This is a genomic window from Acinetobacter sp. AOR41_HL (assembly GCF_027854645.1).
In the GTDB taxonomy this organism is placed as follows: domain Bacteria; phylum Pseudomonadota; class Gammaproteobacteria; order Pseudomonadales; family Moraxellaceae; genus Acinetobacter; species Acinetobacter nosocomialis.
In genome coordinates this window covers 110,177-123,405 of record NZ_JAKTHZ010000050.1, presented here as the reverse complement: position 1 = coordinate 123,405, position 13,229 = coordinate 110,177, and the positions used below count along the sequence as shown (strand labels likewise).

Below are 13,229 nucleotides of genomic sequence, written 5' to 3'. Positions count from 1 at the left end.
GGTTCTCATTACCAAATCGAAGGAATGACACATGAGTAATGAAGAAAAAAGTGGATTAAAGCATTGGGTGCCTGCTTTTGTCCTTATGGTGTGTGTAGTACTGGCCTTTTTCGACAAGATCAGTATTGCGGTTTTATTTTCAGACCCACATTTTCAAAGCTCGATGGGAATTGCTGAAGATAAAGCCAAGCTCGGATGGCTCATGACAAGCTTTTTACTTGCTTATGGGTTTTCATCAGTCTTTCTAAGCTTTTTAGGCGACATTTTTAACCCAAAGAAAATGCTGTTCTGGAGTGTGACCTCTTGGGGTTTACTCATGCTTTGCATGGGCTTTACCACCAGCTACTCAGGCATGTTGATTTTACGGGTTTTACTTGGTTTGGCAGAAGGTCCGCTATTTGCTTTGGCATACACCATTGTTAAACAGACTTACACAGACCGTCAGCAGGCACGTGCCTCAACCATGTTCTTACTGGGTACACCGATTGGTGCATTCCTTGGTTTCCCGATCACTGCAAATGTTTTAGCTCATCACGACTGGCACACCACTTTTTTTGTGATGGCTGGTTTAACACTGATCGCCATTTTTAGCATTGTTTTTGGTTTACGTAACTTACAGCTCAAGAAAACTGTCGAAATTGAGGGCGAGAGTAAACGCACCAACTTCAAGGGTCACATTGCCAATACTAAATTGCTGCTCAGCAACAGCGCATTCTGGTTGGTTTGCCTCTTTAACATTGCATTGATGACTTATTTGTGGGGCTTAAACAGTTGGGTTCCTTCTTATCTTATGCAAGACAAAGGATTCAATCTCAAAGAGTTTGGGATGTATTCAAGCTTTCCATTCATTGCCATGTTAATTGGCGAAGTGGTGGGTGCGTTTTTATCTGACAAATTAGGCCGCCGCGCTATTCAGGTATTTAGCGGTTTATTACTCGCGGGCATCTTCATGTATGTGATGGTCATTATGACCCAGCCATTATTGATTATTGCTGCCATGTCTTTAAGTGCGATGGCGTGGGGCTTTGGAGTAGCTGCGGTATTTGCTCTGCTTGCCCGAGTAACTACCTCAAATGTAGGGGCGACTGCGGGTGGAATATTTAACGGTTTAGGCAATTTTGCAAGTGCAATTGCGCCTGTTCTTATCGGTTACATCGTGATGCAAACACATAGTTTTAATTTGGGAATTACCTTCTTGGCTGCAGTCGCTGTCATTGGGTCGTTGTTCTTGGTTCCTCTTTTAAAACGTTATTAATTCACTGTATAGGAGTTTAAAAAATGACTACACAACAATTCGAATCGTGGAAACAGCCGGAAGGCGCTTCTTTAGAAGATTGGTTAAACACACGTATTGCTCGCTTTGAGACTCGTAAATATGACTTTGAGGCTTTGAAGTTCCAAGCCGATTACGACCCGAAATATCGTCGTGCTCAAATGCGTTATATGGGTACGGGTGCAACTGGTGTTGCAAATGACAGCAACACTGTACCTGCAGAGAACTTTACGTTTTCGACTATGGTGCTACCACCACAGTGTGAAGGTCCTTTGCACATTCACCACGATGTTGAAGAAGTTTTCTTTATGCTCCGCGGCGAAATTGATTTGTTTATTGAGCACAACGGCGAGAAATTCCAGACCCGTTTAAAAGAGCGTGACCTGATTTCAATTCCACCGGGGATCTACCGTGGTTTGTTTAACCCAGGTCAAGAAGATGCCTTGATGTGCGTGATGTTGGGAACAGGTAAACCAACAATTCCTAATTATCCACCAGAGCATCCATTGTCTCAAATCAAACGTTAATTGTTTGATGAAGTGAATGAAGGAAAAGAATTGAAAATGATGACACTCATTGAAAAGTTAGCAGAATTTCCGGTGAAAACGGTCAATGTTCAAGGCCAGCAGCAAGCCTATCGGGAAGCTGGTCAGGGCGAATACCTTGTGCTGTTGCATGGCATTAGTTCAGGTTCTGCTTCATGGGTAAACCAACTTGAAGTGCTGTCTCATCATTTTCATGTCATTGCCTGGGATGCACCGGGCTATGGCAAATCAGATGAACTTTTAACGGATCAACCGAATGCAACCGACTACGCAAAGCGTTTGGCAGCGTTATTCCATGTTTTAAAAATTGAAAAAGCGATTGTGGTCGGACACTCATTAGGCGCCTTACAGGCGAGTGCATTTGCTGCACTTTACCCAGAGCGAGTGGAACACTTGGTTGTTGCTAACTTAGCTCAAGGCTACCAACGTCACGATGAACAAACACAAATTCAGGTTTTTGAAAAAAGACCAAAAATGTTGAAAGAACTCGGCGCTAAAGGTATGGCCCAAAGCCGTGGACCTCATTTGATTTATAAACAAGAGCCGCAAGCCTTAGCTTTAGTTTCAGAAGTGATGCAACAGTTGACCCTACAGGGTTTCACACATGCATCGTACTTATTGGCATATGACGAAATACGTAATTACTTAACCGATTTAAAAGTCCCATGCACAGTGATTGCAGGGCAGCAAGATCAAATCACTCCTGCGTTAGGTATACAAGAGCTTGCTCAGGAATTGCAGTTGGAACAGCGCTTCGTCATAGAAGATGCAGGACATTTAAGTTATGTCGACCAACCGCAAGCATTTAACCAAATTATGTTGACGATTCAGGAACAATCGTAAGAGAGATTAAGGATTATGAGCTTCCAAGTTGAAGGAAAAGTTGCAGTTGTTACCGGTGGCTCATCTGGGATTGGGCTGGCTGCTGTTGAAATACTGGTTGCAGAGGGTGCAAAAGTTGCGTGGTGTGGTCGCGATGAAGAACGTTTAAATGCTTCTAAGCACTATATTTTAGAAAAATTTCCACATGCCAATATTTTTACCAAAGCATGTAATGTGTTGAAAAAAGAAGAAGTTCAGCAATTTGCCAAAGAGGTCAAACTCAATTTGGGCAACGTGGATATGCTCATTAACAATGCTGGGCAAGGTCGTGTTTCAAATTTTGAAAACACGCAAGATGAAGACTGGATGAAAGAAATTGAGCTGAAATATTTCAGTGTTTTACATCCGGTACGTGCTTTTCTTGACGACTTAAAACAGTCGGCAAATGCCTCAATTACCAATGTGAACTCGTTACTGGCATTGCAACCAGAACCGCACATGATTGCGACTTCATCTGCACGCGCTGCACTGTTGAATTTAACCCATTCTTTGGCACATGAATTTACTCAATATGGCATTCGTGTGAACTCGATTTTACTCGGTATGGTCGAATCTGCGCAGTGGAAACGCCGTTATGAGACCCGTTCAGATTTAAATCTGTCATGGGAAGAGTGGACCGGCAATATCGCAAAAAACCGTGGTATCCCAATGCAGCGTTTAGGCCGCCCGGAAGAGCCTGCACGTGCTTTAGTTTTCTTGGCATCACCATTGGCATCTTACACCACAGGTTCGGCAATAGATGTCTCAGGTGGTTTTAACAAACATTTATAAATATCAGGTGCTGTCATGAAAAAGTTGATGATGATTGGTTTTGGCGCAATGGCAGCAGAAGTGTATGCCCATTTGCCTCAAGATCTGCAACTTAAATGGATTGTCGTGCCATCTCGCAGTATTGAAAAAGTTCAATCACAAGTCACGTCTGACATTCAGGTGATTTCAGATATTGAGCAATGTGATGGTACGCCAGACTATGTCATTGAGGTGGCAGGTCAAGCAGCCGTGAAAGAGCATGCTCAAAAAGTTTTAGCGAAAGGCTGGACCATTGGTCTGATTTCGGTGGGTACTTTGGCTGATAGCGAGTTTTTAATTCAGCTTAAACAAACTGCTGAAAAAAATGATGCCCATCTGCATTTACTGGCAGGGGCTATCGCAGGTATTGACGGTATTTCTGCGGCCAAAGAAGGTGGTTTGCAAAAAGTCACTTATAAAGGCTGTAAAAGTCCAAAAAGCTGGAAGGGCAGTTATGCAGAGCAATTGGTCGATTTAGACCATGTTTCAGAACCTACGGTCTTTTTTACTGGAACTGCCCGTGAAGCTGCCATGAAATTTCCTGCCAACGCCAATGTTGCAGCAACCATTGCACTTGCAGGGCTTGGAATGGATGAAACCATGGTTGAGTTAACTGTTGATCCAACCATCAACAAAAATAAACACACCATTGTAGCAGAAGGTGGCTTTGGGCAAATGACCATTGAACTGGTGGGAGTACCGCTGCCAAGTAACCCGAAAACATCAACTTTGGCTGCGCTTAGCGTGATTCGTGCTTGTCGCAACAGTGTAGAAGCAATACAGATTTAAGAAGGATTTGATCATGGCAAAGGAAATTTATATTGCGGGTGAATGGCGTTTAGGCCGTGGTGCAGTCATTCAAAGCCTGTTTCCGGCAGATCAGTCGGTTAACGCTGAGCTTTCAACAGCAACGCTTGAAGATGTAAATGAAGCAATTGAAAAAGCAGATCAGGCGTGGCGTGAACCGAGCTGGAAAAACAGTTTGCCGCATGAGCGCGCACGTATTCTCTACAAAGTTGCAGACATTATTGAAGCGCGTGTAGATGAGTTAGCGAAATTACAAACACGTGATAATGGTAAGCCTTTAACCGAAACTCGTGGCTTGGTGATGAGCGCGGCGGCAACTGCACGTTATGTTGCTGCGGCATGTGAAACATTGAACGATGAGCTCACCACTCAACGTGCTCCAGACTTTATGACCATGAGCGTGCATGAACCAGTGGGTGTTGTGGCAGCAATTACCCCTTGGAACTCTCCAATTGCGAGTGAAGTTCAAAAGCTTGCTCCAGCTTTGGCAGCAGGAAATGCCGTGGTGTTAAAACCAGCAGAAGCAACTTCACTCATTGCTTTAGAGCTTGCCAAAATTTTTGAAGAAGCAGGTTTACCAAAAGGCTTACTTAGTGTGCTAGTTGGTCGTGGTTCTATCATTGGTGACGCAATTGCTCAGCACCCGCTGGTTCGTAAAATCTCTTTTACGGGTGGAACAACCACGGGGCGACATTTGGCACACATTGCCGCTGACAAACTGATTACCACTTCACTTGAGTTGGGTGGTAAGTCACCAACCATCGTTTTGCCGGATGCAGACGTTGAATTGGCTGCTAAAGGTGTGGCGTACGGAATTTTTAGCTCGGCAGGCCAAGCGTGTATCGCAGGTTCTCGCTTGTTTATTCATAGCAGTCTTTACGATCAGTTTTTAACGCGTTTAGTTGAAATTACCAAAGGCTTACGTGTGGGCCATCCAGAACAAGCTGGTGTGCATTTAGGGCCACTGGTCAATGACAAACATTTGCAGTCAGTTGACCGCTATGTGCAACTTGCCAAAAGCGAAGGTGGTCAGGTTCTGATTGGTGGTGAGGCACTTACGACTGGTGACTATGCGAAAGGAAGCTATTACTTACCCACCATTATCACGGGCTTAAATAACAGTGCTCAAACCTGTCAGGAAGAAATTTTTGGTCCTGTTTTAGTCGTTATGAAATATGACAACGAGCAAGATTTAATTGCCCAAGCCAATGATAGTTGTTTTGGTCTTGCCGCAGGTATCTGGACTGAAAGCTATCGCAAAGCTTGGCGAATTGCACGTGCTTTAGAAGTGGGAACGGTATGGATTAATACCTACAAAAAATTCTCGATTAGTGCGCCGTTTGGTGGCTTTAAAGACAGTGGGATTGGGCGCGAAAAAGGCCGTTTGGGCATTTTATCGTACATGCAACAAAAGAGTATCTATATGGGGCTGAATGAACAGCCTAACCCTTGGTGCGATTAATAAATTCAAGGACTGAAAACAAATTTTGAGGAACAGACATGACTGAACGTGTAAATGTAGGCGAAGCAATCGCAAGAGTATTAGAAGCGCACCAAGTTGATAGTATTTATGGTGTTATTTCCATCCACAATTTACCTATTGCCGATGCAGTAGGGCGCCGTGAAAAAATGCGCTTTGTCGCAGCGCGTGGTGAAGCGGGTGCAGTCACCATGGCAGATGCACACTCACGTTTTAAAGGCTTAGGTGTAGCGCTGACCAGTACGGGTGCTGGGGCAGGTAATGCGGTGGGTTCACTGATTGAAGCAATGAATGCGGGTAGTCCTGTATTGCATTTAACTGGTCAAGTTGAGCGTGAATATCTCGACCGTGATGCAAGCTTTATTCATGAAACTAAAGACCAACTTACATTCTTACGAGCATCAAGCAAAGCGGCGTTTCGTATTACCAGTCCAGACAATGCTGTTGGCGTGATTCGTGAGGCTATTCGTGTCGCAACCACTGTTCCAATGGGACCAGTAAGTGTTGAGCTACCCATTGATGTACAAGCAGCAGAGATTGATTTGCCACTTAACTTAGGACCAGTCAAAGCACTTGAGTTGCCACAGGCAGAGCAAGCTGAAATCGATCTTCTGGTAAACGAAATTAAAAAAGCAAAACGTCCGATTTTCTGGATTGGCGGTGGAACTTTAAATAGCGTTGCAGAAGTGAAAGCAATTGCAGATTTAGGTATTCCGGTTGTTTCATCGACTCATGCTCGTGGGGTGTTGCCAGATGATCATCCACGTAGTTTAGGTGCGTTCCATAACTCGGCAGGTGTTGAGCAATTATTAAAAGATGCTGACCTGATGGTGGTAGTGGGTTCTCGTTTACGTAGTAATGAAACCAAAACTTATTCGGTTGAATTCCCTGAAAACATTATTCAGGTAGATGCCAACCCAGTGGCTCAGCAACGTAATTACAAAATCCGCAACTTCATTTGTGGCGATGCCAAAGATGTCTTAACACGTGTGTTAGAACAACTTCAAGGTACTTCAAAAGTTGATGCCGATTACGATACTGCTGTAGTGGCGGCTAAACAAGCTGCAATTGATGCGCTGCGTAAGCAAATCGATCAGTACGCTTTAATTTGTGATCACTTACGTGCAGCTTTACCGCAAGACGGTATTTTTGTACGTGACATCACCATGTCGGGTAGTACATGGGGCAGTCGTTTATTCCCAGTACAAGCGCCAAACCAAAACATCCACTCACTTGCGGGTGCAATTGGGTTAGGCCTTGCAACAGCAATCGGTGCTTCAGTTGCTAACCCTGACAAAAAAGTAATTGGTTTAGTCGGCGATGGCGGCTTAATGCTTGGTATTGGTGAAATTGCAACTATGGTGCAAGAAAACACCAATATGGTCCTAATGATTATGAATGACGGTGGTTATGGCGTAATGCGTGGCATTCAAAATAACTACTTTGGTGGTCGCCAGTATTTCAATGAACTGCATACTCCAGACTATAAACTTCTTGGCGAATCAATGGGTGTGAAAAGCTGGAAAGTCGGTAGTGCAGAAGAGTTTAAAACGGTTATTCAAGAGGCTGTCGCTTTTGAAGGGCCAACCGTAATCGAACTCGATATGAACTCGATTGGACCATTAAACTTCGCGGGTCCACCGCAAAAGAAACTGTATTAACCAGTTTGGATGGTTTAGTACATATGCGATGGGAGCTGCTAAGCCATCCTTTTTTTAGATAAATTTTTTTGTCTAAAAAACAATAAAAACGAAGTTTTACAGGTAAAACAAATAAAGTTCCAGCAGGACGCTGGAACTCAATCAAGGATGTAGAGATGAAAAAGACTTCATTGATCATGGCATTCATTGCGCAGCTTACGATGGGGGTAAGCGTCAATGCATTTGCAAAAGACTCATTGCTTGAATGGAAAAGTGATGACGGCACCGACTCATTAAAGTTAGGTGGGGTGGTTCGGTTAAATCAGCGCTATGAAGATTGGGAAGGCCCAAACCGCGGTTTCGGTAAGCTCTATTTTGATATTTTCAGAGTCGATTTAAAAGGTAAGTTTGATGATGCTTACATCAACGCCAGCTATCTATTTCAAGATCAGCAGAAAACATCTATTGAAAAGGCATACGTTGGCTATAACTTAAATGCCAATAACAGCATTGAAGCAGGTCTGGTTTATAAACCTTTTACAATTTATCCCTATCCGCAAAATGGCTGGACCTATCACATTCCATTCTTTTTAGGGTATGGAAATAACATTGCGCCGGGACTTAACTGGAATTATCACGACAAAGATTGGGATGTAAAACTCGGTTATTACCCGCAAATGTTAGAGACCAACTTGCGTTATTCACCTGAGAGTGCAACTTATGATGACTTGGCAGGAAATGCTTTTCCATCTCAAAAAGCCTATCAAAATGAAAAGCGTAATCAGATCAATACCCGCATTGTTCGCAAGTTAGAAACCGATTTTGGTAAACAGGAGTTTGGTGTTTCTGGCGCGATTGCACAGTTACATAACAAAGTGACCGATAAAGACGGCAAGTATTATGCAGTCGGTTTGCATACCGAAAACAACTACAATCGCTTTAATTTACAAAGCTCTGTCATTCACTATCAATATGATGCTAAAAACCCAGATGGTGTAAATAATGACATGACTTTAATGGGCAATAATGGCTTTACACCTGCTTATTTCATTGCTTCAGAAGGTACGATTGCCAGTTTAAACCTTGCTTATACGTTACCTGTCACTAATATGGGCAAGTTAAAAGCCATTAAGTTTTATAATGACTATAGTTATCTCGATAAAAAACGTGATGATTGGTCAGACTCGCAAATGAACACTACAGGCATGATGTTTATTGCTTCGCCATTTATGGTTTGGGCAGACTATACGTGGGGTAAAAACTCCAACATTATTGGTGGGTCGACCAACTCAACAGGGTATACCTCTGCCACTTCACCTAACAGTGATAAATGGCTATACCGTATTAACTTTAATATCGGGTTTACTTTCTAAAGTAAGCAATATTAAAAAACCACGCAATCGGCGTGGTTTTTTTATTTAATAAGTGAAAATTTTTAATACCTGTTTTTTTCAAACTTATTCCAAAACACAAAGGCAGTTACAAAGGCCAAAATTGTTAGCGCGAAAATATAATACATCGCACCAATATCACTATATTGGCTGAGCCAATGCACTAAAGGCAGTGTCATACCACCCACAATTGCATAAGACAAATTATAAGAAAACGAAATGCCAGAGAAGCGAACAGGCGCGGGGAACATTTTAACCATACTGCTCGACACCATACCGACAGTACCTGAGCATAGGCCCAGCAACATATATAAACCAAAAATGGTTGAATGTGCGGCATGACCTAAACTGTTATAAAAAACTGCTGCTGTCAGTGCCACAGCAAGCGCACCGGCCATCATGACTTTGCCACAGCCAAAACGGTCAGCAAAATAACCTGCCAAAATACAGCCGACCATTTGCATGATAATAGCTGCACTCTGCATTTCAAAAGTCTGCGCACGATCAAAACCAAATGAACCAATCAACAAATTTGGCATGGCTAAAATCACTACCACTACACAGCCCGTTAAAAACCATGTAAATAACATGCCAATCGCAACAGCTGTTTTATGCGTTTTTAAGACTTGTTTTACAGGCATTTCTTTTGAAATTTCTTTACGTGCCTGCATGGCTTTAAATACAGGTGTTTCTTTTAAATACGTTCTTAAATAAAGTGCAACGAGACCAAAAATACCACCTGTAATAAAAGGTATACGCCAAGCCCAATCATGGATTTGTCCTTCACTAAAATTCAGTGAAATCCATAAAGACATCAGTGCACCTAGTAAAATTCCTAAAGACAGCCCAGCTGTGAGTAACCCATTTGCCAGTCCGATTTTTCTTTCAGGGACGTGTTCCGTTATAAAGGTCCATGCAGCTGGAATTTCCCCCCCAATCGCAATCCCTTGCACCACACGCATAAGCAATAAAAGTAGCGGTGCCAAATATCCGATATTTTCAAAGGTGGGCAAAATCCCGATAAATAGGGTAGGCAGTGCCATCAGCAAAATTGAAAGTGAAAAGAGCTTCTTACGCCCGACCAAGTCACCAAAATGGGCCATGACAACCCCACCTAAAGGGCGGAAAAAGTAACCTGCTGCAAAAATGCCGTAAGTGTTGAGCATGGCCCAAAACGGACTAAGCGTGCTTGGAAAAAAGAGGTCGGAAATGATTTTTGCGTAAAATACATAAATCACAAAATCGTAAAACTCTAAAGCGCCACCGAGTGAAGAAAGGGCGAGGGTTCGTTTATCTTCTTTAGTGAGGTAGTTCGCGTCCTGCAAAGTTAATTCTTGATCCATTTTTTACTTAATTGTTGTAATTGAAGTTAGGATATTAATGGAAAAGTGAAATAAAAGTAAATGGAGGAAATTTGTTCTATAGGGATATGTGGATTTTACTTAGTAAGCTAAAAAAGCTTTAAAACAAAAAATGCTTTAGATGAAACAAAAACAGATGTCGGAATGACTTTTCTTTTGGCCTGTTCAGCGACACAATAAAACTTGTCATAGCCAGTTTAATGAGAGATTCAAAGGATGAGCGTAGTTTTACCTGTCGCGAAGCGTGGTGAAGATATTTTGAAATTGATCGCAGCTCCTGTTTCGGCAAATGAGCTAAACAGTAATTGGCTTTATCAACTTGCTGACGCTATGCATGCAACAATGCTTGAACGTAATGGGGTTGGGATTGCAGCACCGCAAGTGTATATCTCTAAACGCGTCATTATTGTGGCATCTCGACCAAATCCACGCTATCCGGATGCACCTGAAATGGATGCTGTGGTTATGGTAAATCCTGAAATTTTAGAGTTCTCAAACGAAGTTTGTTTAGGTGAAGAAGGCTGCTTAAGTGTGCCAGACGAACGTGGACAAGTTGAACGCGCAGAAATGGTTAAGGTGAAATACTTAACACTTCAGGGTGAGACGATTGAAAGCGTTTTTCATGGTTTTCCTGCTCGTATTGTTCAACATGAAATTGATCATTTAAATGGGATCTTGTTTGTAGAAAGAATAAGCTAACCATCTCTTTAAAGTTTTGAAAAACCTATAATGAGCTTGAAATGGAGAAGTTATAGGAATTACAATACTTATAGCGTGATATTTAAATCATTACAAAAGATATAATTTTAATATTATCAGCAGGTTGTGCTGAAATTTTGCGCGATGTTGTAAATCTCCTCATTTAAGGTTACTGACCATGAAAACCCCTCTCCCAGATTATTTGGCAAATGTTATAGAAGCCTGTGACGTCGATAACAGCGGTCATCTCGCCGATTATATTCCTGAGTTGGCAAATGCAAACCCAAATCGATTAGCTTTAGCAATGTCTACGGTAGATGGGGAAATTTATTCGGTCGGCGATGATGATGTTGAGTTCACCATACAATCGATTTCTAAACCTTTTGTATATGCCTACGTTTTGCAACAACTTGGCATTGATGCAGTACTCGCGAAAGTAGGGGTGGAGCCGTCAGGGGAAGCCTTTAATGAAATTTCATTGGGTAAAGATGGCCGACCAAAAAATCCGATGATCAACTCTGGCGCAATTACTGTACATTCCTTGATTCAGGTCAAACATGGTTTGCATAGCGCAGAAATTCTACGCCGTTTTATGAGTGAGCTTGCAGGCCGCGAATTAAGTTTTGATGAGTCTGTTTATGATTCGGAAGTCAAAACAGCCTACCGTAATCTTTCGATCGGTTATATGTTGCGAACGGTGGGGATTTTAGAAACTGACCCCGTCGATATTGTGAATGGGTACATTCGCCAATGTGCGATTATGGTTACAGTGAAAGATTTGGTACGCATGGGCAGTGTGCTTGCCAATGGTGGAGTCGACCCTAAAACTGGAAAGCGCTTACTAAATCGATCTGTGGTTAGACAAGTACTTAGTGTCATGATGAGCTGTGGTATGTATGATGCCGCGGGTGACTGGCTTTCAACTGTAGGTATTCCTGCTAAAAGTGGTGTAGCAGGGGGTATCTTGGGTGTGCTACCGGGTCAGGTCAGTATGGCTGCTTTTTCACCTCGACTAGATGAACATGGTCATAGTGTTCGCGGAATCGATATTTTAGAGCGATTATCTCGTGACATGGGGTTACACCTCATGGAAGGAACACCTTCTGCACAAACCATTGTACAAAGCCATTATCGCACTGGAAAAGATGCATCATTGAGTGTGTATGTGCTGCGTGGTGTGTTGAAGTTTACTGAAGCTGAAATGTTATTGCGTATTTTACAAGACGAGACAATTGATCAAAGCACAATCGTCATTGATTTAACCCAGATTTCACTTATCCACGATGTGGGTAAACGTATGTTTTTAGAAGGCTTAGATCGTTTAATTGATGATGGACATACACTTGTTCTAGTCGATCCAGAACAGCGCCTAGATCATGCGAGAACTGGTAAAGACAGAGAACTTCATGTTTATCACGATTTCGATGATTTGCTCGAAAAGCATGACCTACCTGCAAAAAAAAAGACTTATAGCGACATCGCGGCACTTCTAAATTGCTGAGGTGTTTTTCCTAGATGTCGCTTAAACATCGCACTGAACGCGCTGGGGTTTGTATACCCCAGTGACTCTGAAATTTGAGAAATAGATTCACCATTCGCGATTTTACTCAAGGCAAGCGCAATATGCATTTGTTGTATCCATGCCCGATAAGATAGCCCGGTTTCTTTCTGGAACATACGCATTAAAGTTCTAGAACTCGTGCCAATATCATCAGCCCAATCTGTTAAATCTTTTGAACTGTCAGGTATATGTAATAACTCTTGGCAAATTTTTAAGAGTCTTTTGTCTTTCGGCCACGGTATCTGGATAGGCAATAAATTGGCCCGATGTATTTCTTCAAAAATCAAAATTTGTAAAGAACGGGAAAGCTCTTGGGAGGTTGCTGTATTTGGAGTTTCCTCTCGTTCAATTTCATTTAAACGTATTAAAAGTTCATGCAACAGGTTACTCACCCGAATAATAAAGCAATGTTGTCCCATTAGAGCGGCTGCATTTACTTCAACCAATGCCGTATTTAACTTCACGTGACTCAGTGAAATCACACTGTGCTCTACATGTGCTGGAATCCATAACGCACACATGGGTGGCACAATCCACACATTATTCGGTGTGAAAACCTGAATAGTTCCAGTAGATGCATATAAAAACTGCGCACGTGTATGCGTATGGGTTGGGGTGATTTCTCGGTAAGAATGCTCGGAAGATAGCCCAATCACCAGTTCAGACAAATCGGACTGAATAAGAGAATCGGACATAAATTATCCTAGAAATTGTCATTTATACGATGATTATTGGAAGATAACTTTATAAGCGACAATTTACAATAAGCATCTCATTTAAAAATATTGGAGTTTTTCAGGT

The 13,229-nt window shown here is 42.3% G+C and carries 12 protein-coding genes; 10 read left to right on the top strand and 2 right to left on the bottom strand.

The genetic code is table 11. The annotated features are described in order from the left end of the window. Window positions 1-31 precede the first annotated feature (31 nt). The 8 genes from MKL35_RS18920 to MKL35_RS18885 all read left to right on the top strand — a co-directional run bounded on the left by MKL35_RS18920 (window position 32) and on the right by MKL35_RS18885 (window position 8,789). A complete protein-coding gene (locus MKL35_RS18920; protein ID WP_016804087.1) occupies window positions 32-1,255 on the top strand; it encodes an MFS transporter in 1,224 nt (407 codons plus the stop codon). A gap of 23 nt (window positions 1,256-1,278) precedes the next feature. After that, the gene (locus MKL35_RS18915; protein WP_000211626.1) at window positions 1,279-1,800 is read left to right on the top strand and encodes a cupin domain-containing protein; all 522 of its coding nucleotides are present in this window, start codon (window positions 1,279-1,281) and stop codon (window positions 1,798-1,800) included. 36 nt (window positions 1,801-1,836) lie between these two features. Further along, entirely contained in the window at window positions 1,837-2,661 is an 825-nt protein-coding gene (locus MKL35_RS18910) for an alpha/beta fold hydrolase (RefSeq protein WP_106479737.1), read from the top strand. A gap of 15 nt (window positions 2,662-2,676) precedes the next feature. After that, a complete protein-coding gene (locus MKL35_RS18905) occupies window positions 2,677-3,471 on the top strand; it encodes an SDR family oxidoreductase (protein WP_032010794.1) in 795 nt (264 codons plus the stop codon). A gap of 15 nt (window positions 3,472-3,486) precedes the next feature. Then, a complete protein-coding gene (locus MKL35_RS18900) occupies window positions 3,487-4,278 on the top strand; it encodes an aspartate dehydrogenase (protein ID WP_032011367.1) in 792 nt (263 codons plus the stop codon). Window positions 4,279-4,291: 13 nt separating this feature from the next. Continuing rightward, the gene (locus MKL35_RS18895) at window positions 4,292-5,758 is read left to right on the top strand and encodes an aldehyde dehydrogenase (RefSeq protein ID WP_032011369.1); all 1,467 of its coding nucleotides are present in this window, start codon (window positions 4,292-4,294) and stop codon (window positions 5,756-5,758) included. A 38-nt stretch (window positions 5,759-5,796) separates the two neighbouring features. Further along, entirely contained in the window at window positions 5,797-7,437 is a 1,641-nt protein-coding gene (locus MKL35_RS18890) for a thiamine pyrophosphate-binding protein (RefSeq protein WP_032011371.1), read from the top strand. A gap of 155 nt (window positions 7,438-7,592) precedes the next feature. Next, window positions 7,593-8,789 carry a hypothetical protein gene (locus MKL35_RS18885; protein WP_002054411.1) on the top strand — a complete coding sequence of 399 codons (1,197 nt, stop codon included), beginning with the start codon at window positions 7,593-7,595 and terminating at the stop codon, window positions 8,787-8,789. Window positions 8,790-8,851: 62 nt separating this feature from the next. Here the strand turns inward: MKL35_RS18885 and MKL35_RS18880 are convergent, their stop codons facing one another. Next, window positions 8,852-10,150: an MFS transporter gene (locus tag MKL35_RS18880; RefSeq protein ID WP_209796346.1), complete on the bottom strand. Its 1,299-nt coding sequence runs from the start codon at window positions 10,148-10,150 to the stop codon at window positions 8,852-8,854. 234 nt (window positions 10,151-10,384) lie between these two features. Between MKL35_RS18880 and def the strand changes: the two genes are divergently transcribed. Together def and MKL35_RS18870 are read left to right on the top strand one after the other, a co-directional pair. After that, a complete protein-coding gene (gene def, locus MKL35_RS18875; protein WP_004710118.1) occupies window positions 10,385-10,867 on the top strand; it encodes a peptide deformylase in 483 nt (160 codons plus the stop codon). 178 nt (window positions 10,868-11,045) lie between these two features. Continuing rightward, on the top strand, window positions 11,046-12,368 hold the full coding sequence (locus MKL35_RS18870) for a glutaminase (RefSeq protein WP_002054468.1): 1,323 nt from the start codon (window positions 11,046-11,048) through the stop codon (window positions 12,366-12,368). Here MKL35_RS18870 and MKL35_RS18865 read toward each other — a convergent pair. Further along, a complete protein-coding gene (locus tag MKL35_RS18865) occupies window positions 12,335-13,123 on the bottom strand; it encodes an AraC family transcriptional regulator (RefSeq protein WP_022575057.1) in 789 nt (262 codons plus the stop codon). The genes MKL35_RS18870 and MKL35_RS18865 overlap by 34 nt on opposite strands. Between the last annotated feature and the right edge of the window lie 106 nt (window positions 13,124-13,229).